This window comes from Streptomyces sp. NPDC001536 (assembly GCF_042894505.1).
GTDB lineage: Bacteria > Actinomycetota > Actinomycetes > Streptomycetales > Streptomycetaceae > Streptomyces.
In genome coordinates, this window is record NZ_JBIAVQ010000014.1 from 265,201 (window position 1) to 284,239 (window position 19,039).

Annotated in this window: 22 protein-coding genes; 5 read left to right on the forward strand and 17 right to left on the reverse strand. The window is 70.9% G+C overall.

What is annotated here, in order from left to right; translation table 11 throughout:
* Window positions 1-166 precede the first annotated feature (166 nt).
* A complete protein-coding gene (locus tag ACFY0U_RS33680; protein WP_388642248.1) occupies window positions 167-469 on the reverse strand; it encodes a hypothetical protein in 303 nt (100 codons plus the stop codon).
* 138 nt (window positions 470-607) lie between these two features.
* Here ACFY0U_RS33680 and ACFY0U_RS33685 point away from each other — a divergent pair, with 138 nt between their 5' ends.
* Entirely contained in the window at window positions 608-1,417 is an 810-nt protein-coding gene (locus ACFY0U_RS33685; protein WP_388642249.1) for a methyltransferase domain-containing protein, read from the forward strand.
* Between the two features lie 49 nt (window positions 1,418-1,466).
* Here the strand turns inward: ACFY0U_RS33685 and gatB are convergent, their stop codons facing one another.
* The 10 genes from gatB to ACFY0U_RS33735 all read right to left on the reverse strand — a co-directional run bounded on the left by gatB (window position 1,467) and on the right by ACFY0U_RS33735 (window position 12,802).
* Window positions 1,467-2,981: an Asp-tRNA(Asn)/Glu-tRNA(Gln) amidotransferase subunit GatB gene (gene gatB / locus ACFY0U_RS33690; protein ID WP_388642251.1), complete on the reverse strand. Its 1,515-nt coding sequence runs from the start codon at window positions 2,979-2,981 to the stop codon at window positions 1,467-1,469.
* Between the two features lie 15 nt (window positions 2,982-2,996).
* Complete coding sequence (locus ACFY0U_RS33695; RefSeq protein WP_053747884.1) at window positions 2,997-3,236, reverse strand: hypothetical protein; 240 nt, start codon at window positions 3,234-3,236, stop codon at window positions 2,997-2,999.
* A complete protein-coding gene (gene gatA, locus ACFY0U_RS33700; protein ID WP_388642252.1) occupies window positions 3,233-4,735 on the reverse strand; it encodes an Asp-tRNA(Asn)/Glu-tRNA(Gln) amidotransferase subunit GatA in 1,503 nt (500 codons plus the stop codon). The genes ACFY0U_RS33695 and gatA overlap by 4 nt, the downstream gene beginning before the upstream one ends.
* Window positions 4,736-4,740: 5 nt before the next feature.
* Complete coding sequence (gene gatC, locus ACFY0U_RS33705; protein WP_007384860.1) at window positions 4,741-5,037, reverse strand: Asp-tRNA(Asn)/Glu-tRNA(Gln) amidotransferase subunit GatC; 297 nt, start codon at window positions 5,035-5,037, stop codon at window positions 4,741-4,743.
* A gap of 127 nt (window positions 5,038-5,164) precedes the next feature.
* Complete coding sequence (locus ACFY0U_RS33710; protein ID WP_388642254.1) at window positions 5,165-7,405, reverse strand: putative bifunctional diguanylate cyclase/phosphodiesterase; 2,241 nt, start codon at window positions 7,403-7,405, stop codon at window positions 5,165-5,167.
* 270 nt (window positions 7,406-7,675) lie between these two features.
* Complete coding sequence (ligA, locus tag ACFY0U_RS33715; RefSeq protein ID WP_388642256.1) at window positions 7,676-9,868, reverse strand: NAD-dependent DNA ligase LigA; 2,193 nt, start codon at window positions 9,866-9,868, stop codon at window positions 7,676-7,678.
* 15 nt (window positions 9,869-9,883) lie between these two features.
* A complete protein-coding gene (locus ACFY0U_RS33720) occupies window positions 9,884-10,882 on the reverse strand; it encodes a methionine synthase (RefSeq protein ID WP_388642258.1) in 999 nt (332 codons plus the stop codon).
* Window positions 10,879-11,568 (reverse strand): SDR family oxidoreductase, encoded by a 690-nt coding sequence (locus ACFY0U_RS33725; protein WP_388642260.1) that lies wholly within the window; start codon window positions 11,566-11,568, stop codon window positions 10,879-10,881. The genes ACFY0U_RS33720 and ACFY0U_RS33725 overlap by 4 nt, the downstream gene beginning before the upstream one ends.
* Before the next feature lie 26 nt (window positions 11,569-11,594).
* A complete protein-coding gene (locus ACFY0U_RS33730) occupies window positions 11,595-12,134 on the reverse strand; it encodes a TIGR00730 family Rossman fold protein (RefSeq protein ID WP_388642262.1) in 540 nt (179 codons plus the stop codon).
* Window positions 12,131-12,802 carry a class I SAM-dependent methyltransferase gene (locus tag ACFY0U_RS33735; RefSeq protein ID WP_388642263.1) on the reverse strand — a complete coding sequence of 224 codons (672 nt, stop codon included), beginning with the start codon at window positions 12,800-12,802 and terminating at the stop codon, window positions 12,131-12,133. The genes ACFY0U_RS33730 and ACFY0U_RS33735 overlap by 4 nt, the downstream gene beginning before the upstream one ends.
* Before the next feature lie 76 nt (window positions 12,803-12,878).
* On the opposite strand from ACFY0U_RS33735, the gene ACFY0U_RS33740 reads away from it, so the two are divergent.
* Together ACFY0U_RS33740 and ACFY0U_RS33745 are read left to right on the forward strand one after the other, a co-directional pair.
* Window positions 12,879-13,205: a DUF427 domain-containing protein gene (locus ACFY0U_RS33740; protein ID WP_388642265.1), complete on the forward strand. Its 327-nt coding sequence runs from the start codon at window positions 12,879-12,881 to the stop codon at window positions 13,203-13,205.
* Between the two features lie 29 nt (window positions 13,206-13,234).
* The gene (locus tag ACFY0U_RS33745) at window positions 13,235-14,017 is read left to right on the forward strand and encodes an alpha/beta fold hydrolase (protein ID WP_388642267.1); all 783 of its coding nucleotides are present in this window, start codon (window positions 13,235-13,237) and stop codon (window positions 14,015-14,017) included.
* On the opposite strand, the gene mnmA is transcribed toward ACFY0U_RS33745, so the two are convergent.
* Window positions 14,007-15,134, reverse strand: a complete 1,128-nt coding sequence (gene mnmA, locus ACFY0U_RS33750) for a tRNA 2-thiouridine(34) synthase MnmA (RefSeq protein ID WP_388642268.1) — start codon at window positions 15,132-15,134, stop codon at window positions 14,007-14,009. The genes ACFY0U_RS33745 and mnmA overlap by 11 nt on opposite strands.
* Window positions 15,135-15,194: 60 nt before the next feature.
* Between mnmA and ACFY0U_RS33755 the strand changes: the two genes are divergently transcribed.
* On the forward strand, window positions 15,195-15,857 hold the full coding sequence (locus ACFY0U_RS33755; RefSeq protein WP_388642270.1) for an N-acetylmuramoyl-L-alanine amidase: 663 nt from the start codon (window positions 15,195-15,197) through the stop codon (window positions 15,855-15,857).
* A 43-nt stretch (window positions 15,858-15,900) separates the two neighbouring features.
* Here ACFY0U_RS33755 and ACFY0U_RS33760 read toward each other — a convergent pair whose 3' ends face one another.
* From ACFY0U_RS33760 to ACFY0U_RS33775, 4 genes are read right to left on the reverse strand one after another with little or no spacing between them, the layout of a single operon-like run.
* On the reverse strand, window positions 15,901-16,050 hold the full coding sequence (locus ACFY0U_RS33760) for a hypothetical protein (protein ID WP_388642272.1): 150 nt from the start codon (window positions 16,048-16,050) through the stop codon (window positions 15,901-15,903).
* A gap of 58 nt (window positions 16,051-16,108) precedes the next feature.
* Window positions 16,109-17,278: a cysteine desulfurase family protein gene (locus ACFY0U_RS33765; protein ID WP_388642273.1), complete on the reverse strand. Its 1,170-nt coding sequence runs from the start codon at window positions 17,276-17,278 to the stop codon at window positions 16,109-16,111.
* Window positions 17,279-17,330: 52 nt separating this feature from the next.
* Window positions 17,331-17,597: a DUF4190 domain-containing protein gene (locus ACFY0U_RS33770; RefSeq protein WP_388642275.1), complete on the reverse strand. Its 267-nt coding sequence runs from the start codon at window positions 17,595-17,597 to the stop codon at window positions 17,331-17,333.
* Between the two features lie 42 nt (window positions 17,598-17,639).
* A complete protein-coding gene (locus ACFY0U_RS33775; RefSeq protein ID WP_388642276.1) occupies window positions 17,640-17,804 on the reverse strand; it encodes a hypothetical protein in 165 nt (54 codons plus the stop codon).
* A 143-nt stretch (window positions 17,805-17,947) separates the two neighbouring features.
* Here ACFY0U_RS33775 and ACFY0U_RS33780 point away from each other — a divergent pair, with 143 nt between their 5' ends.
* Entirely contained in the window at window positions 17,948-18,574 is a 627-nt protein-coding gene (locus tag ACFY0U_RS33780) for a TetR family transcriptional regulator (RefSeq protein ID WP_388642278.1), read from the forward strand.
* A 67-nt stretch (window positions 18,575-18,641) separates the two neighbouring features.
* Here ACFY0U_RS33780 and ACFY0U_RS33785 read toward each other — a convergent pair whose 3' ends face one another.
* A complete protein-coding gene (locus ACFY0U_RS33785) occupies window positions 18,642-19,001 on the reverse strand; it encodes a hypothetical protein (protein ID WP_388642279.1) in 360 nt (119 codons plus the stop codon).
* Between the last annotated feature and the right edge of the window lie 38 nt (window positions 19,002-19,039).

Sequence of the window (19,039 nt, forward strand, 5' to 3'; positions counted from 1 at the left end):
GGATCTTTGACCGGGAACAGTCGTCGATGAGATGAACGGCCCGCAAAGAACGCATGAGCAATGCGGAGACCACTCTTGCAGCCAGAAATGATCGTTTACCGCATTCGTGCGTTTATTCACAGGAGTGGGAGACAGATCACAGGACAGTAACGTCCTCTCTGTCACCTCAGTCGAACTGGTCGCCCAGCGCCATCACCATCACGCCGGCGATCAGCAGCCACAGCGCCCTGCGGGTGCGTCCCCGGGAGCCGAGGACCGCCGCGAGCGCGCACATCACGGCGCCGGAGGCGTAGGCGGCCGGCACCAGCGTGGGGGCGGCTCCGCTCAGCCGGAGCGCCGACGCGGCCAGGCCCGCGAGGGCCAGCAGCGCCCCGGTGCCGGACGCCGTCCAGCGGGCCCGCCGGGCGTCCAGCACCTCGTCGTCGTACTCCTCCTGTATGTCGGACTCGGAATCCTGGTGCGCGTTCATGGCGGGCGAGCGTAGCGTGTCCGGCTGAGAATCCCGGGCGCCTACGCCCCTGGCCCAAGCAGGTGCATTGTTTGAAGGTCCGACCGAGCTCCTACGCATCTCTCTTCCCTACGAAGGACTCAAGGAGCCCGTTCACCGATGTCAGACATCACCCCGAGGACCTCGGATGAGGACCTCGTCCAGCGGCTGACCCAGGCCCGCTACCCGCGCAGCAACGGCTACGACGTCCGCTGGGTCATCGAGAACCAGATGGGCCCGAACGCGCTGTGGCTGCTGGAGTGGCTGGCGCCCGCGCTGGGGCTGGAGAACCTGCGCCCCGGCGCCCGCGTCCTCGACCTGGGCTGCGGCCGCGCCATGACGTCCGTGTTCCTCGCCAAGGAGTACGACGTCCAGGTCACCGCCGCCGACCTGTGGATCAAGGCCGACGACAATGCCGTACGCGTCGCCGAGGCGGGTGTCGCCGACCGTGTGCTGCCGGTGTACGCCGAGGCGCACGACCTGCCGTTCGGCGAGGGCACGTTCGACGCGATCGTCTCCGTCGACGCGTATCAGTACTTCGGCACGAACGACCTGTATCTGCCCACGCTGGCGCGGCTGTTGAAGCCGGGCGGGCGGATCGGGATCGTCGTACCGGCGCTTCGGGAGGAACTGGAGGGCGACGAGCCTCCGGCGCATCTGAAGGAGTACTGGGAGAAGGACCCCGGTTTCTGGGCGTTCCACTCCCCCGCCTGGTGGCGGCGGCTGTGGACGCGCAGCGGGGCCGTGGCGGTGGAGACGGCCGACTGGCAGGAGGACGGCCGGCGCGACTGGCTGCTGTGGAGCGAGGTGTGCGCCACGGAGAGCCCGAGCGAGTTCATGGCGGACATGGCGCGCTGGTCGGTCGACCTGATGCACGCCGACGTCGAGCATGTGCTCGGTTTCGCGCGGGTCGTGGGACGCCGTAAGTGACAGCGGGGCCCCGGAGGTACGTCCTCCGGGGCCCTGCCCACGACGGGTCTCAGCCTTCGCTGACGCCCAGCTTCTCCAGGATCAGTTCCTTGACGCGGGCCGCGTCGGCCTGACCGCGGGTCGCCTTCATGACCGCGCCGACCAGGGCGCCGGCCGCGGCGACCTTGCCGGAGCGGATCTTGTCGGCGATGCCCGGGTTGCCGGCGATGGCCTCGTCGACGGCGGTGCCGAGGGCACCCTCGTCGGAGACGACCTTCAGACCGCGCTTCTCGACGACCTCGTCCGGGGTGCCCTCGCCCGCGAGGACGCCTTCGATGACCTGGCGGGCCAGCTTGTCGTTGAGGTCGCCCTTGGAGACGAGCTCGGTGACCCGGGCGACCTGCGCCGGGGTGATCGCGAGCTCGTCGAGCGCCTTGCCCGACTCGTTGGCGCTGCGGGCCAGTTCGCCCATCCACCACTTGCGGGAGGAGGCGGCGTCGGCACCGGCGTCGATCGTGGCGACGATCAGGTCCAGCGCACCGGCGTTCAGGATCGCCTGCATCTCGATGGCCGAGATGCCCCACTCCGCGAGGAGACGGTTGCGGCGGACCAGCGGCAGCTCCGGCAGACCGGCGCGGATCTCCTCGACCCACTCGCGCGAGGGGGCCACGGGGACCAGGTCCGGCTCCGGGAAGTACCGGTAGTCCTCGGCCTCCTCCTTCACCCGGCCCGAGGTCGTGGACCCCGTGTCCTCGTGGAAGTGCCGGGTCTCCTGGATGATCGTGCCGCCGCTGCTCAGCACCGCGGCGTGCCGCTGGATCTCGAAGCGGGCCGCACGCTCCACGGAACGCAGCGAGTTGACGTTCTTCGTCTCGGAGCGCGTGCCGAACTTCTCGCGGCCGTGCGGGCGCAGCGACAGGTTCACGTCGCAGCGCATCTGGCCCATCTCCATGCGGGCCTCCGAGACGCCGAGCGCCTTGATGACCTCGCGCAGCTCACGGACGTACGCCTTGGCGACCTCGGGAGCGCGCTCGCCCGCGCCCTCGATCGGCTTGGTGACGATCTCGATGAGCGGGATGCCGGCACGGTTGTAGTCCAGGAGCGAGTGCGAGGCGCCGTGGATACGGCCCGTCGCGCCGCCCACATGGGTCGACTTGCCGGTGTCCTCCTCCATGTGGGCGCGCTCGATCTCCACACGGAAGGTCTCGCCGTCCTCCAGCTGGACGTCGAGGTAGCCGTTGAAGGCGATCGGCTCGTCGTACTGGGAGGTCTGGAAGTTCTTCGGCATGTCCGGATAGAAGTAGTTCTTCCGGGCGAAGCGGCACCACTCGGCGATCTCGCAGTTCAGCGCGAGACCGATCTTGATCGCCGACTCGACTCCGGTCGCGTTGACGACCGGGAGCGCGCCGGGCAGGCCGAGGCAGACGGGACAGGTCTGCGTGTTGGCGTCCTGACCGAGTTCGGTCGAACAGCCGCAGAACATCTTGGTCTTGGTGCCGAGTTCGACATGGACCTCAAGGCCCATGACGGGGTCGTACGACGCGAGAGCGTCCTCGTACGACACCAGGTCGGTCGTGGTGGTCACGGTGAAACTTCCCTCTCAGCCCAGCAGGACGTCGTCGTCGCCCAGCCGCTTCAGCTCGCGGTACAGGATGGCGAGGCCGGTGACGATGGCGACGGCGGACACGGTGGCGTCGATCAGGACCAGGGTGTCCTTGTCGGCGCGGGCCTTCTTGAGCCGCTTGGCGACGCCGATCGCGCCGAACGCGGTCCCGGCGATGGACAGGTACGTGCCGGACTTGGACTTCTTGAAGCCCTTGGCCTTGGTCAGTGCGCTCACAGCGACGGTGCCTCCTCGAGAAGCGGGTGCCCCCACCTTTCCACGAAGGCGGCCTCGACGGCGGCGCCGACCTTGTACAGCCGGTCGTCCTTCAAAGCCGGGGCGATGATCTGCAGGCCGACCGGGAGGTTGTCCTCCGGGGCGAGACCGCAGGGCAGCGACATGGCCGCGTTGCCCGCGAGGTTGGTCGGGATGGTGCACAGGTCGGCCAGGTACATCGCCATCGGGTCGTCGGCGCGCTCGCCGATCGGGAAGGCGGTGGTGGGCGTCGTCGGGGAGACGATGACGTCGACCTGCTCGAAGGCCTTCTCGAAGTCGCGCGTGATGAGCGTGCGCACCTTCTGGGCAGAGCCGTAGTAGGCGTCGTAGTACCCGCTCGACAGCGCGTACGTGCCGAGCATGATGCGGCGCTTCACCTCGGGGCCGAAGCCCGCCTCACGGGTGAGGGAGGTGACCTCTTCGGCCGAGTGGGTGCCGTCGTCGCCCGTACGGAGGCCGTAGCGCAGGCCGTCGAAGCGGGCGAGGTTGGACGAACACTCGGACGGCGCGATCAGGTAGTACGCCGACAGGGCGAGGTCGAAGGAGGGGCAGTCCAGCTCGACGATCTCGGCGCCCAGCTCCTTCAGCAGCGCGACGGACTCGTCGAAGCGCTGGATGACACCGGCCTGGTAGCCCTCGCCGCGGAACTGCTTGACGACGCCGACGCGCATGCCCTCGACGCTGCCGTTGCGGGCGGCCTCGACGACCGGCGGGACGGGCGCGTCGATCGACGTCGAGTCCAGCGGGTCGTGTCCGGCGATGACCTCGTGCAGGAGCGCCGCGTCCAGGACCGTACGGGCGCAGGGCCCGCCCTGGTCGAGGCTGCTGCTGAACGCCACCATGCCGTAGCGGGAGACCGCGCCGTACGTCGGCTTGACGCCGACCGTGCCGGTGACGGACGCCGGCTGGCGGATGGAGCCGCCGGTGTCGGTGCCGATGGCGAGGGGGGCCATGTGCGCGGCGAGCGCGGCGGAGGAGCCGCCGCCGGAGCCGCCGGGGATCTTGGTGAGGTCCCAGGGGTTGCCGGTGGGCCCGTAGGCGCTGTTCTCCGTCGACGACCCCATGGCGAACTCGTCCATGTTGGTCTTGCCGAGGATGACGACGTCGGCGGCCTTGAGCCGCTTGGTGAGGGTGGCGTCGTACGGCGGGATCCAGCCCTCGAGGATCTTCGAACCGACGGTCGTCGGGATGCCCTCGGTGGTGAAGATGTCCTTCAGCGCGAGCGGGACGCCGGCCAGCGGGCCGAGCTTCTCGCCCTTGGCGCGCTTCTCGTCGACGGCACGGGCCTGCGCCAGCGCGCCCTCGCGGTCGACGTGCAGGAAGGCGTGCACCTTCTCGTCGACGGCCTCGATACGGGCCAGGTGGGCCTCGGTCACCTCGACCGCGGTGAGCTCGCCGGAGGCGATCTTCGCGGCGGTCTCGGCGGCGGTGAGCTTGATGATGTTGACGTTGTCCGTCATGGCGGTTAGTCCTCCCCCAGGATCTGCGGCACCTTGAAACGCTGCTGCTCCTGGGCCGGGGCGCCGGAGAGCGCCTGCTCGGGGGTGAGCGACGGACGGACCTCGTCCGCGCGCATGACGTTCGTCAGCGGGAGCGGGTGCGAGGTCGGCGGTACGTCTTGGTCGGCGACCTCACTGACGCGTGCGACCGCGCCGATGATGTCGTCCAGCTGTCCCGCGAAGTGCTCGAGCTCTTCGGGCTTCAGCTCCAGACGCGCCAGCCGTGCGAGGTGGGCGACCTCCTCGCGCGTGATGCCAGGCATGCAGCGATCCTCTGGGGTGAGTGCGTGTGGTTTGGGGCCAATCCTATGGGGCGGCGCACTGTGCCCGTGAAACGGTTTGCCTGTCAGCCCGTCCGGCGTCTGAGGACCAGGCCCCTTCAGGGGCGAGTCACTCGTCGGCGGCGGCCGCCGGCAGAGCCGCCCGTGGCCGCTGCCACCCCCGCGATCCCCGCGCCCGCAGCCACGCCGTCGTCTCCTCGGCCGGCATCGCCGCCGCGACCAGCCAGCCCTGCACGGCGTCGCAGCCCAGGTCGCGCAGCCGCTCCCAGGTCTCGTCGTCCTCCACGCCCTCCGCGACGACCAGCAGGCCGAGCGAATGTGCGAGGTCGACCGTGCAGCGCACGATCTCCGCGTCCTCGGTGTCGATGGCCAGCCGGGCGACGAAGGAACGGTCGATCTTCAGCTCGCTGACCGGCAGCCGACGCAGATGCACCAGCGACGAGTAGCCCGTGCCGAAGTCGTCCAGGGACATCTTCACGCCGTGCCCGGTCAGCCCGGCGAGGGTGTCGGCGGCGCGCTGCGGGTCCTCCAGGAGCACGTGTTCGGTTATCTCCAGCTGGAGCGAGCCCGCGGGGACGCCGTGCCGGGCCAGCCGGGCGGCGACGGAGCCGGCGAAGCCGGGGGTGTGGACGTCGCGCGGGGAGACATTGACCGCGACCGGGACGTACAGGCCCTGGGCGCGCCATACGGCGACCTGGGCGAGCGCGGTGTCGAGGACGTACTCCGTGAGGTGCGGCATCAGCCCCGACGACTCGGCGATGGCGATGAACTCGTCCGGCGGCACCTTCCCGCGCTCCGGGTGCACCCACCGGACGAGGGCCTCCAGGCCCGCCACCTGTCCGTCGAAGCGGACCTTGGGCTGGTAGTGCAGCTGGACCTCGTGCGCGTCCAGCGCGCGCCGCAGGTCGCCCAGCAGACCGAGGCGGTCGGGGGTGTTGGAGTCCCGCTTGGACTCGTACACCTCGACGCCCGTACGGTCCCGCTTCGCCTGGTACATCGCCACGTCCGCGCGGCGCAGCAGCCCTTCGGCGTCCAGGGCGTGGTCGGGGAAGACGGCGACGCCGGCGCTGGCCTCCAGGACGAGGGTGAGCCCGTCGAGGTCGAGCGGGGAGCTGAGGGCGGCGACGAGATTGCGGGCCACCCGGGTCGCGGACGTCGTGGAGTCGGCGACGGGCAGTAAGACGGCGAACTCGTCACCGCCGAGCCGTGCGGCCTCCGCCCCGCGCGGCAGGGCCGCCTGCAACCGGTCGGCTATCTGGAGGAGCAGCCGGTCACCGGCCAGGTGGCCCAGGGTGTCGTTGACCGACCGGAAGCGGTCGAGGTCGATGAGCATCAGGGCGGCCCGGGCGCCGATGCGCTCGGCGTCGTCCAGGGCGGTCCAGATCCGTTCGAGGAGCCACTGCCGGTTGGGGAGCCCGGTCAGCGGATCGCGCAGCTGCTCCTCCGCCCGGGCCCTGGCTATCCACAGGGTGGAGTCGAGGGCGATGAGCGGGATCGAGAAGAGCGGCAGCAGCACCGGTTTGGCGACGGCGACGACGCAGACCAGCGGTGCGATGCCGAGCAGCGCGACCGCGACCAGGCCCTGTCTGACGAGGGCGGTGCGGGCCACGGTGGGCAGGCCGCCGGTGCGCGGGGCGTGCAGGTACCACAGCAGGGTGCGGGTGACCGCGAGGTAGGCGGCCGCGACGAGGAGCACCTCGGGGGCGGTGTAGAACGTCCAGGTGTCGGGGTTCCAGGGGGCCTCGACGGACGGGACCCGGCCGAAGGCGGCCAGCACCAGGGCGCCGGCGCCGATGCCCAGGATGTCCACCGCGCCGTGCAGGACGCCCTGTCGCCAGCGGTTCCGCCTGGCTATGCCGACCAGGACGACGACGGTGAGGCTGACCATCCCGGCGGGCACCCAGCCGTACAGCATCAGTACGGCGAGGGTGAGGGCGGCGCCCGAGCCGGTGCCGCCCCACCAGCGGGCGCGGCCCAGCGCGACCAGGTGGCCGACGATGACGCCGGTCAGCACGGCCAGGGACCAGCCGACGGTGCCGGACGGGAAGAGCGCGTGGCCCCCGGTGAAGGCGCGGTAGAAGCCGGCGCCGAGCACGAACCCGGCCGCCGCGACGACCCCGGTGGGCAGCGCGGGCCAGGACAGATGCCGCTCGGGCCCGGAGCCCGGCAGTCCGGGGGTGTGTTCGGCGAGCTGTACGGCGTTGCGTCCGCCCGCCGCCGAGTACGGTCCGAGGGCGCGCCCCTCCTCGCCCGGACGGTTCGCGGACCGCGTCGGCCACCGGCTCCCCCGCCAGGCGCCCGTCAGTCGGCGCAGCCGTGAGTCCGGGGCGGCGCTCTCGGTCGGTTCCATTCCCGTCCCTCTCACAGCCGGCGGTGCCCACGCCACGCGGCCAGTTGCCCGACAAACCCTCTACGGCGCCGCGTTGGAAAGCCCTTCCCCCTGCTCTCGAGGAGCAAGGGGTTGCCCCAACCGCAGCTGGGCACGGCAGGCGCACATCTCAACAGTAGGCCGCAGAAGGCTTCCACGGGCAGCGGTCGTCGACGGTTGCCCGAATGCGCCCCGGCCACCCGTATGCATCTGGTATGCGCCGATCGGGTGGCCTTCAACCGCTACTCCGTCCTACTCCTCGGTCGGAAGCGCGACTTCGGCGGCCGCCTCGGGGCCCTGTTCCAGCAGGACGTCGAAGCCGTCCTCGTTCAGAACCGGCACCTTCAGCTGCATCGCCTTGTCGTACTTCGAACCTGGATTGTCACCCACAACGACGAAAGACGTCTTCTTCGAAACAGAACCGGTCACTTTCGCACCCCGAGTTTGCAAAGCCTCCTTCGCGGCGTCACGGGTGAAGCGCTCCAGAGTGCCGGTCACGACGACGGTGAGGCCTTCGAGGGGGCGGGGGCCCTCGTCCTCGCCGGAGCTCTCCTCCTCGAAGGAGACTCCGGCCGCCTTCCACTTGCGGACGATCTCGCGGTGCCAGTCCTCGGCCAGCCACTCCTTGAGGGACTTGGCGATGATCGAACCCACGCCGTCGGTGCCGGCCAGCTCCTCCTCCGTCGCCTGCTCGATCCGCTCGATCGAGCGGAACTCACGGGCCAGCGCCTGGGCGGCGACCGGACCGACATGGCGGATCGAGAGCCCGTTGAGGAAGCGGGCGAACGGACGGCTCTTGGCCTCCTCGATGTTCTTCAGCAGGGCGAGCGTGTTCTTCTTCGGCTCGCCCTGCTGGTTGGCGAAGACGGTGACGACCTTCTCCTCGCCCGTCTTCGGATCACGCTTGGGCAGGCCGCTGTCCTGGTCGAGGACGTACGCCTTGATCGGGAGCAGCTTCTCCACGGTGAGGTCGAAGAGGTCGCCCTCGTCGACGAGCGGCGGGTCGGCCGGCTCCAGCGGGCGGGTGAGCGCGGCCGCCGCCACATCGCCGAAGTGCTCGATGTCCAGGCACTCGCGCCCGGCGAGGTAGGAGACGCGCTCCCTCAACTGCGCGGGGCAGGTGCGCGCGTTGGGGCACCGCAGGTCGATGTCCCCCTCCTTCATGGGCTTCAGCGGCGTCCCGCACTCCGGGCACTCGGCCGGCATCACGAAGGCGCGCTCGCTGCCGTCGCGCAGGTCCACCACCGGGCCGAGGATCTCCGGGATGACGTCACCGGCCTTGCGGATCACCACGGTGTCACCGATGAGGACGCCCTTCGCCTTGACGACCTCCTGGTTGTGCAGCGTGGCGAACTCGACCTCGGAGCCCGCGACCGTGACGGGTTCGACCTGGGCGTACGGCGTGACGCGACCGGTGCGACCGACGCCGACCTTGATGTCGATCAGCTTGGTGTTCACCTCTTCCGGCGCGTACTTGTATGCAATCGCCCAGCGGGGCGCGCGGGCCGTGGAGCCGAGACGCCCCTGGAGACGGATCTCGTCCAGCTTGACGACCGCGCCGTCGATCTCGTGCTCCACCGAGTGCCGGTTCTCGCCGAAGTACGCGATGAACTCCCGCACGCCGTCGAGGCCGTCGACCACCTTGTTGTGCTGTGCGGTGGGCAGGCCCCAGGTCTTGAGCAGGTCGTAGCCCTGGGAGAGGCGGGTCATGCCGTCGAAGCCCTCCAGGGCACCGATGCCGTGCACGACCATGTGGAGCGGGCGGGTGGCGGTGACGCGCGGGTCCTTCTGGCGCAGTGAACCGGCCGCCGCGTTGCGCGGGTTGGCGAAGGGCTTGTCACCGGCCTCGATCAGACGGGCGTTGAGCTCCTCGAACTTCTCCATCGGGAAGTAGACCTCGCCGCGGATCTCCACGAGGTCGGGGACCTTGTCACCGGTGAGCCGGTCCGGGATCTCCGCGATGGTCCGGACGTTGGGCGTGATGTCCTCGCCGGTGCGGCCGTCGCCCCGGGTCGCCGCCCGGACGAGACGGCCCTGCTCGTACGTCAGGTTGACGGCGAGACCGTCGACCTTCAGCTCGCACAGGAGGTGGTAGTCGGAGGTGCCGACATCCTTGGCGACGCGCTCGGCCCAGGCCGCCAACTCCTCGTCGTTGAAGGCGTTGTCGAGGGAGAGCATGCGGGAGCGGTGCTCGACGGAGGTGAACTCCGTCTCATAGGCCCCCGCGACCTTCTGCGTCGGCGAATCCGGCGTCCGCAGCTCGCTGTACTCCTCCTCCAGCGCCTCGAGCGACCGCAGGAGCTTGTCGAACTCCGCGTCGCTGACGACCGGAGCGTCCTTCACGTAGTACCGGAAGCGGTGCTCCTCGATCTGCTCAGCGAGCTTCGCGTGCTGCTCCCGTGCCTCCGCGGGCACCGTCGTCTCCGCTTGCTTGTCGCCGGCCACCGTGTTGTCCTCCCGTTACTCTGGGTTGTCCGCGAGGGATCTCGCCGCCTGGGCGCAGTGGGCGAGCACCGTCCGCGCGTAACTCGGGGAGGCCCCCGCGAGCCCGCACGCCGGAGTGAGCGTGACCGTCTCCGCGAGAAGCCCCGGATGCAGCCCCAACCTGCGCCACAGCGTCCTGACACCCATGACGCTACCGGCAGGGTCTGACAATGCCGTGTCCGTGCCGGGCACGACACCGGCGAAGAGCCGGGTGCCGCTCTCCACCGCCTCACCGATCGCGTCGTCGTCACGCTCGGTGAGAAGGCCGAAGTCGAAGGAGATCGCCGCCGCACCCGCCCTGCGCAGGAGGGCGAACGGGACGTCCGGTGCGCACGAGTGGACCACGACGGGGCCGCCGGCGTGAACCCCGACGACGTCGCGGAGAGTCGACTCGATGACCTGCCGGTCGACGGCGCGGTGGGTGCGGTAGCCGCTGGCGGTCCTGATCTGTCCGCGGAGCACGGCGATGAGGGAGGGCTCGTCGAGCTGGAGGACGAGCCGGGCGCCGGGGACGCGGCGCTGTACCTCCGCGAGATGGTCGCGCAGCCCCTCGGCGAGGGAGGCGGCGAGGTCGCGGCAGGCGCCGGGATCGCCGAGGGCGGCCTCGCCGTTCCTCAGCTCCAGTGCGGCGGCGAGGGTCCAGGGGCCGACGGCCTGCACCTTGAGCAGGCCCTCGTACCCCTGGGTGAACTCCTCCAGGGCGTCCAGGTCCTCACCGAGCCAGGACCGGGCACGCTTGGTGTCCCGGCCCGGCCGGTCCCCGATCCGCCATCCGCTGGGCTCGACGCGCGCGTACATCTCGACGAGCATCCCGGCGGTCCGCCCGATCATGTCCGCGCCGGGCCCGCGCGCGGGCAGCTCGGGCAGGAACGGGAAGTCCTCGAAGGAACCGGTGGCCGTCCTGGCGGCCTCCCTGGCGTCGCCGCCGGGCAGGGAGCCCACGCCGGTGGCGGGCGCGAAGGCGAATCCGGTCACCGTCCCGGCCTCACCGTCAGGTCGTTGATCTCCGCGTCCCTGGGCAGGTCGATCGCCGTGAGGATGGTCGTGGCGACGGACTCGGGGTCGATCCACTCCGCGGGGTCGTACTCCTTGCCCTCCTGCTGGTGGACCTTGGCCTGCATGGGGCTCGCCGTGCGGCCGGGGTACACGGAGGTGACGCGGACGCCGTTGGCGTGCTCCTCGTTGCGCAGCGAGTCCGCGAGGGCCTTCAGGCCGTGCTTGGAGGCGGCGTAGGCCGACCACTCCGCGCTGGCCCGCAGGCCCGCACCCGAGTTGACGAACACCACGTGCCCGCGCGCGGTGCGGAGTTGGGGCAGGAAGTGGCGGGTCAGCTCGGCCGGGGAGATCAGGTTGACGTTGAGCTGGTGACGCCAGGACTTGGGGGTCAGGTCACCGACCGGCCCCAGGTCGACCACCCCGGCGATGTGCAGCAGGGAGTCGACCCGGTCGGGAAGCGTCTGGTGGGAGAAGGCCCAGGACAGCTTGTCCGGGTCGGACAGGTCTCCGACGAGGGTCCTCGCCCCGGGGAACTCCGCCGCCAGCTCCTTCGCACGGCCCGCGTCGCGCGCGTGGAGCACGAGTTCGTCTCCGCGCGCGTGCAGACGGCGGGCCACCGCCGCGCCGATGCCCGAGCCCGCCCCGGTGATCACATGTGTAGCCATGCCGCCATGCTCGCATCACCCGGGGGTCACGCGATGCCCTGGCTCTCCTCCAGGTACGCCAGCGCCCCCACCGGCTCCTCCGCGAAGAACACCAGGTCGGTCAGCGGGCGCGGCAGGAAGCCCTCGTCGTCCATGCGCCGGAACTGCTCCTTGAGGCCGTCGTAGAAGCCCGCGGTGTTCAGCAGCACGACCGGCTTGTCGGTGTGGCCGTGCTTCTTCAGCTCCAGGATCTCGGTGGCCTCGTCGAGCGTGCCCGTGCCGCCGACCATGATCACCACCGCGTCGGCCTTCTCCAGGAGCAGCTTCTTGCGCTCGGCGAGGTCCTCGGCGATCACCATCTCGTCGACCCCGGGCCGGACCTTGGCGGCCAGGAACTGGACGGAGACGCCGACGAGCCGGCCGCCCGCCTCCTGCACGCCGTCCGCGACGACCTTCATCAGCCCGACGTCCGAGCCGCCCCACACCAGGGTGTGGCCGCCCTTGCCGAGCAGTTCCGCGAACTCCCGCGCGGGGCGGGTGTAGCGCTCGTCGAGGTCGGCGGCGGAGAGGAAGACGCAGATGTTCATGGGCCCACGGTACGGGCCCGGTCCGACATCAGGGTCAAGCGCATCTTCGACTGCCGGTACGGCAGCCGCTCCCAGTCGTCCATGAACCGGGCCTTCAGACCGTGGCGGGCGGCGAGTCCGGCCAGGGTCCGGGTGCGGTAGGAGAAGTCGTCGTGCAGCACCTGGCGTTCGCGGCCCTCGCTGCGGTTGAAGGTGAAGTCGAAGAAGCCACCGGGCGCGAGGACGCGGCCCACATGCGCGAGGCACTGCTCGACGACCTGCCGGGGCGAGTGCGCGAAGACACTGTGCGCGTGGACGACGTCGAAGTACCCCTCGGGCAGGAAACCGAAGGTCAGATCACCGACGAGCACCAGATGCGGCAGTTTGGACTGGAGACCCTCGCGTACGAGCGTGTCCTGGGCGGCGAGCAGGATGGCCGGTGAGACGTCGATGCCGTAGTAGTGGCCGGCGTCCAGGTGCTCGATGAGGAGGCGTCCCGCGCGGAGGATCCCGCAGCCGATCTCGAGCACGTGGTGCTCCGGCCGCAGGCCGTGGGCCAGCAGGTAGTCGAACTGCATCCGGCCGATCTGCGCCCGGCGTTCACGCGACAGGTCGCGCACCGGCGCCGGCTCGGGACGGACCCGGTGGACGGTGTTGTGACGGTCTAGGAACGGATCTGCGGCTCCCATGAGGCCTCCTCGGGAAGAACTCGGGGCCGAGGCGCGCTGCACCTTCAACAGACGGCTACCCCAAGGAGGCCCGACCGTGCCCCAAGGACATCGCATCACCGTCGAGAAAGGCACCGAGCACGTCCGCGTCGTCCACGGCGACCTGGTCCTCGCGGAGACCGACCGGCCCCTGGTCCTGCGCGAGACGGGCTCTCCCGTGCGCTACTACATCCCCGCCGAGGACGTCCGCCTGGACCTGCTGACCCCGTCCGACACCCACACCGTGTGCCCCTTCAAGGGAACGGCCTCGTACTGGTCGCTGCCGGACGCGGCGGACCTGGTCTGGGCGTATCCCGACCCGAAGCCGGGCGTGGCCGAGATCAAGGACCACCTCTGCTTCTACGAGGTGGAAATCACCGATTAGTCCGGCGGCCGGTGGGAGTCTTCACCGGCATGGACAAGAAGACTCTTTCCCGTGACGGCACACCCATCGCCTACGAAAGCAGCGGGCAGGGCCCTGCCGTGATCCTCGTGAGCGGGGCGATGTCGACGGGCGGCACGGTGGCGCCGCTGGCCGTGCCGCTGTCGGACCGGTTCACGGTCCTCGTGTACGACCGCCGGGGCCGCGGCGAGAGCGGTGACACGGCGCCGTACGCGGTGGAGCGCGAGGTCGAGGACCTCGCCGCGCTGATCGAGGCGGCGGGCGGTGAGGCGTGTCTGTACGGGATCTCGTCGGGCGGGGCGCTGGTGCTCCGGGCGGCGGCGAGCGGGCTGCCGGTGCGCCGGGTCGCCGTGTACGAGACGCCGTTCGCGGACTTCTCCGAGGGCGGGGCGAAGGAGCGGGCCGAGTACACCGAGAACCTGACCGCCGCCCTCGCGCAGGGCCGGCGCGGGGACGCGGTCGAGCTGTTCCTGCGGCTCGTCGACATGCCCGACGAGATGATCCAGGGCGCCCGCCAGTCCCCCATGTGGCCCGGCATGGAGGCCGTCGCGCCGAGTCTGGCCTACGACAACGCCGTCCTGGGCGACGGTCTGGTGCCCCGGGATCGGCTGGCCGCGATCACCGTCCCCGTCCTGGCGGTCGCGGGCGGCGCGAGCCCCGAGTGGCTCCGGGAGGCCACCCGGGCGGTCGCGGAGGCGGTGCCGAACGGGTCGTACCGGAACCTGGAGGGCCAGACCCACATGGTGGATCCGAACGCCCTGGCTCCGGTACTGGCCGACTACTTCACGCCGTAGCGCCCGCCCTCGCGCGCGTGGTCGTCGCGATCGTCGCCGAGCCGACCACGCGCGTGTCGTCGTACAGCACGATCGCCTGGCCGGGGGCCACACCGCGGACGGGCTCGGTGAACGACACCCGCAGCTCGCCGTCCACCAGCTCCGCGGTCACCTCCGTCTCGCCGCCGTGGGCGCGGAGCTGGGCGGTGTAGGTGCCGGGGCCCTCAGGCGCCACCCCGCACCAGCGGGGCTTGATCGCGGTCAGCGCGTCGACGTCCAGGGCGGCGGCCGGGCCGACCGTCACGGTGTTGTTCACCGGGGAGATGTCGAGGACGTAGCGCGGCTTGCCGTCGGCGGCCGGGGTGCCGATCCGCAGCCCCTTGCGCTGGCCGATGGTGAAGCCGTACGCGCCCTCGTGGGTGCCGAGCTTCGCGCCCGACTCGTCGACGATGTCGCCCTCCGCCTTGCCGAGGCGGTTGGCCAGGAAGCCCTGGGTGTCGCCGTCGGCGATGAAGCAGATGTCGTGGGAGTCGGGCTTCTTGGCGACCGCGAGGCCGCGGCGCTCGGCCTCCGCGCGGATCTCGTCCTTGGTGGTGACGGTGTCGCCGAGCGGGAAGAGCGCGTGGGCGAGCTGCTTCTCGTCGAGGACGCCGAGGACGTACGACTGGTCCTTCGCCATGTCGGAGGCGCGGTGCAGCTCGCGCGAGCCGTCCTCGCGGACGATCACCTGGGCGTAGTGGCCCGTGCAGACCGCGTCGAAGCCGAGCGCGAGCGCCTTGTCGAGCAGGGCGGCGAACTTGATCTTCTCGTTGCAGCGCAGGCAGGGGTTCGGGGTGCGCCCCGCCTCGTACTCGGCGACGAAGTCCTCGACCACGTCCTCGCGGAAGCGGTCGGCGAGGTCCCAGACGTAGAACGGGATGCCGATGACGTCCGCGGCGCGGCGGGCGTCGCGGGAGTCCTCGATGGTGCAACAGCCACGCGCGCCCGTGCGGAACGATTGCGGGTTCGCCGAGAGGGCGAGGTGGACACCGGTCACGTCGTGGCCGGCTTCCGCGGCACGGGCGGCGGCGACGGCGGAGTCCACACCGCCGGACATGGCGGCGAGGACGCGGAGGGGGCGCTGCGTGGAGTGAGTCATAACTCCTCCAGGGTACGGGGACACGGGAACCGGAGCCCACGAGTATCCGTTGACGATCACATGGCGGCGAGAGAAGCATCCAAGGACGGCGACCGGCGCATCGGGCGGCGCGCCCTGCTGATCGGCGGGGCGGCGGCCGCGGTGGGCACCGGTGTGCTGGCCCGGGACGAGCTGGCGCGTCTGTGGTGGCGTACGCCCGGCGTGGAGAAGCCGCGCAAGGCGGGCGAGGTCGACTACACCGGCGCACGCTGGGTCGCGGCCTCTGACGCCAACTGGCGGCGCGCGGACCGGCCCGACGACTACGGCATAGACATGGTGATCGTCCATGTCACCCAGGGCAGCTTCGCCAGCGCGGTGAAGGCCTTCCAGGACCCGGGGCACCAGGCCGCCGCGCACTACATAGTCGGCAAGGACGGCCGGGTCACCCAGATGATCCGCGAGCTGGACGTGGCGTACCACGCGGGCAACCGCGACTACAACGAGCGCAGTATCGGCATCGAGCACGAGGGCTTCGTGGACCGGCCCGAGGACTTCACGGACGAGATGTACGAGGCCTCGGCCCGACTGACGGCCCGGATCTGCGCGCGCTACGAGATACCCGTCGACCGCGAGCACATCATCGGGCATGTGGAGGTGCCGGGGACGGACCACACCGACCCGGGCGAGCACTGGGACTGGGACCGGTACATGAAGCTCGTCCGCGAGGTCCCGGTGAAGGTGTGACAGCCCTCGGCGAAGGTTCCGGCACCGTCGCCGGGTGACTCGGTCACCGAAGCCGCTTCGAGGTTGCGGCGACCGCGTCCTGCGCGCCGTCGTCGTTCAGGTCCACGGTGACGACGTGGCGGGTGGTGACGGAAGCCTCCGCCGAGGTGTCCAGGGGGGTGTACGTCGGGGAGCCCCCTCCGGACTCAGTCATGTCGGCGGCGTCCGGGGGCGTGCTCAGCATCTTCTGCCACGCCGGAAGCGACCGCCGTCTACGTCAGCCCCGCCGCCCGCGCCCGCTCCACCGCCGGGCCGATCGCCTTGGCGACCGCCTCCACATCGGCCTCGGTGGAGGTGTGGCCGAGGGAGAAGCGGAGGGTGCCGCGGGCGAGGTCGGGGTCGGTGCCGGTGGCGAGGAGGACATGGCTGGGCTGGGCGACGCCGGCGGTGCAGGCGGAGCCGGTGGAGCACTCGATGCCCTGGGCGTCCAGGAGCAGGAGGAGCGAGTCGCCTTCGCAGCCCGGGAAGGTGAAGTGGGCGTTGGCCGGGAGCCGGCCTCCCTCGGAAGGGTCGCCGCCGAGGATCGCGTCCGGGACCGCCGTACGGACCGCTTCGACCAGGGCGTCACGCAGGGCGCCGATCTCCCGGGCGAACCACTCGCGCTGCTCGGCGGCGAGCCGGCCCGCGACCGCGAAGGAGGCGACGGCGGGGACGTCGAGGGTGCCGGAGCGGACGTGGCGCTCCTGGCCGCCGCCGTGCAGGACGGGTACGGGGGTGTACTCGCGGCCGAGGAGGAGGGCGCCGATGCCGTAGGGACCGCCGACCTTGTGGCCGGAGACGGTCATCGCGGCGAGTCCGGAGGCGGCGAAGTCGACGGGGATCTGACCGTAGGCCTGGACGGCGTCCGCGTGCAGCGGGATGTCGAACTCCCCTGCCACATCCGCCAGTTCGCGGACCGGCATGATCGTGCCGATCTCGTTGTTCGCCCACATCACGGTGGCGAGGGCGACGTCGTCGGGGTTGCGCTCGACGGCCTCGCGCAGGGCGTCGGGGTGGACGCGGCCGTACGCGTCGACGGGGAGGTACTCGACCGTGGCGCCCTCGTGTTCGCCGAGCCAGTGCACGGCGTCGAGGACGGCGTGGTGCTCCACGGGGCTGGCCAGGACTCGGGTGCGGGCCGGGTCGGCGTCGCGGCGGGACCAGTACAGGCCCTTGACCGCGAGGTTGTCGGCTTCGGTGCCGCCGGAGGTGAGGACCACCTCGCTGGGGCGGGCGCCCAGTGATTCGGCGAGGGTCTCACGGGCCTCCTCGACGGTGCGCCTCGCGCGGCGGCCGGATGCGTGGAGGGAGGAGGCGTTGCCGGTGACGGCCAGCTGTGCGCTGAGTGCCTCGACTGCCTCGGGAAGCATCGGGGTCGTCGCGGCGTGGTCGAGGTAAGCCATGGTGACCCGATTCTACGGGCCCTGTTGAGAGGACTCGGCGCAAGGGTTGGGGCTAGAAGCTCCAGGACACCGTGCTGTCCATCTGCATGAACGCCACCAGCACCAGGAGGTCGGCGACGCCCAGGCCCAGACCCAGGAAGGCGCGGCCGCGGCGGGCGGTGCCGCGCCACAGGGCGACCGAGGCCAGGACGATGGCGATCGGGCCGAGGAAGAGGTTCAGGACGAGGAGGCCGACGAGGCCGAGGATGAAGGCGGCCACGGCCATGCCGTCGGCGTCGCGGACCGCGGTGCGGTGGGTGGTCGGTGCGGTGAGCTGCATGGTGATCAGTCCCCTGGGTGCGATGGCGGGTGGGCCGACGGGTCAGCGGGTCGAGGCGTGGCGGCGGGCGTGCCGCTCGCGGAGCGCGAAGATGCCGAGCCAGGCGGCGATCACGGCGGCGGCGACGACGGTGAAGGTGAAGGGCGCGTGGGCGACGGTGCCCAGGACGGCGCCGAAGAGCAGGAGTGCGGCGACGAGGAACAGCATGGGATGGATCCCCCTCCGAGATGCTTGCGTGGTGCTTCTCGTGACAAGTCGGTGAACAGTTGTAGTAACAGTTGTTCACTGACTCCAGAGTCTAGCGCGTCCGACGACTTCTCAATTCCAGAGAACAGTTGTTTACTGATGACATGAGTCACACCCTCGGCATCCGGCAGGCCCAGAAACAGAAGACCCGACAGGCGCTCCTCGACGCCGCGTTGGGACTGCTGGAGGAGCAGAGCCTGAGCAGTCTGGGCCTGCGCGAGGTCACGCGCGCCGTCGGCGTCGCCCCGACCGCCTTCTACCGCCACTTCCGCTCCACCGCCGACCTCGGCATCGCCCTCGTCGAGGAGGCGCTGGGCAGCCTCCACCCGATGATCCGCACCACGGTCACCTCGGCCGACAACGCCGACGAACGCATCGTCCGTGCCGTCGAGTTGATCGCCCACCACGTGGCCACGCACCCCGCCCATGTCCGCTTCATCGCCCGTGAGCGGCACGGCGGGGTCCAGCCCGTGCGGGAGGCCATCCGGGGCCAACTGGCCCGGTTCGCCGAGGAGGTGAAGGAGGAGCTCGCCAAGGACGTGGAGTCCGAGGGCTGGAGCGACGACGACCTGCTGATGCTGGCGAACCTCTACGTCGACCAGATGCTCATCACCGCCTCCCTGTTCCTGGAGGCACTGGAGGGCTCGGAGCAGGAGCGGGAGCGGGTCCGGCAGGTCGCCACCAGCCAGCTGCGGCTCATCAGCATCGGCCGGGACCACTGGCGCGTCTGAACGGCGACGCCCAGGGGCGGCACCCCCGTTCACCGGGAGTGCCGCCCCTGTCGTACGACGTGACAGGTCAGCTCTTCGTGGCCGACTCCGACGGCTGCTGGGTCGGGGCACCGCTGGGCGCCGCACCACCGCCGCCGGGACCACCGCAGCCGCCGCCCTGGCCGCCGCCGGGACCGCCCCCGCCGGGACCGCCACTGGGCGCACCGCTGGGCATGCCCGAGGGGGCGCCGGACGGCTGGGCCGTGCCGTTGGCGCTGGGCGCGCCCGACGGGGCGCCGCTCGGTGCGCCGGAGGGCGCCTGACACGCCTGCTGCCCGGAGTTGCCACTGTCGGACGAGGACGACGAGTCGCCCGAGCCGCAGGCCGCCAGGGCGAGGGGCGAGAGCGCCAGCAGGGCCACCGCGGGGATGAGACGCACACGCTTCATGAGAAACAACTCCAAGAAGGATGAGGGAGTCCTGAGGG

What these genes read in the sequence shown, in the direction of transcription:
- ACFY0U_RS33680 (WP_388642248.1), bottom strand. Translation starts at nt 469, where the DNA reads ATGAACGCGCACCAGGATTCCGAGTCCGACATACAGGAGGAGTACGAC.
- ACFY0U_RS33685 (WP_388642249.1), top strand. Translation starts at nt 608, where the DNA reads ATGTCAGACATCACCCCGAGGACCTCGGATGAGGACCTCGTCCAGCGG.
- gatA (WP_388642252.1), bottom strand. Translation starts at nt 4,735, where the DNA reads ATGACGGACAACGTCAACATCATCAAGCTCACCGCCGCCGAGACCGCC.
- gatC (WP_007384860.1), bottom strand. Translation starts at nt 5,037, where the DNA reads ATGCCTGGCATCACGCGCGAGGAGGTCGCCCACCTCGCACGGCTGGCG.
- ACFY0U_RS33710 (WP_388642254.1), bottom strand. Translation starts at nt 7,405, where the DNA reads ATGGAACCGACCGAGAGCGCCGCCCCGGACTCACGGCTGCGCCGACTG.
- ACFY0U_RS33725 (WP_388642260.1), bottom strand. Translation starts at nt 11,568, where the DNA reads ATGGCTACACATGTGATCACCGGGGCGGGCTCGGGCATCGGCGCGGCG.
- ACFY0U_RS33730 (WP_388642262.1), bottom strand. Translation starts at nt 12,134, where the DNA reads ATGAACATCTGCGTCTTCCTCTCCGCCGCCGACCTCGACGAGCGCTAC.
- ACFY0U_RS33735 (WP_388642263.1), bottom strand. Translation starts at nt 12,802, where the DNA reads ATGGGAGCCGCAGATCCGTTCCTAGACCGTCACAACACCGTCCACCGG.
- ACFY0U_RS33745 (WP_388642267.1), top strand. Translation starts at nt 13,235, where the DNA reads ATGGACAAGAAGACTCTTTCCCGTGACGGCACACCCATCGCCTACGAA.
- mnmA (WP_388642268.1), bottom strand. Translation starts at nt 15,134, where the DNA reads ATGACTCACTCCACGCAGCGCCCCCTCCGCGTCCTCGCCGCCATGTCC.
- ACFY0U_RS33755 (WP_388642270.1), top strand. Translation starts at nt 15,195, where the DNA reads ATGGCGGCGAGAGAAGCATCCAAGGACGGCGACCGGCGCATCGGGCGG.
- ACFY0U_RS33760 (WP_388642272.1), bottom strand. Translation starts at nt 16,050, where the DNA reads ATGACTGAGTCCGGAGGGGGCTCCCCGACGTACACCCCCCTGGACACC.
- ACFY0U_RS33765 (WP_388642273.1), bottom strand. Translation starts at nt 17,278, where the DNA reads ATGGCTTACCTCGACCACGCCGCGACGACCCCGATGCTTCCCGAGGCA.
- ACFY0U_RS33770 (WP_388642275.1), bottom strand. Translation starts at nt 17,597, where the DNA reads ATGCAGCTCACCGCACCGACCACCCACCGCACCGCGGTCCGCGACGCC.
- ACFY0U_RS33775 (WP_388642276.1), bottom strand. Translation starts at nt 17,804, where the DNA reads ATGCTGTTCCTCGTCGCCGCACTCCTGCTCTTCGGCGCCGTCCTGGGC.
- ACFY0U_RS33780 (WP_388642278.1), top strand. Translation starts at nt 17,948, where the DNA reads ATGAGTCACACCCTCGGCATCCGGCAGGCCCAGAAACAGAAGACCCGA.
- ACFY0U_RS33785 (WP_388642279.1), bottom strand. Translation starts at nt 19,001, where the DNA reads ATGAAGCGTGTGCGTCTCATCCCCGCGGTGGCCCTGCTGGCGCTCTCG.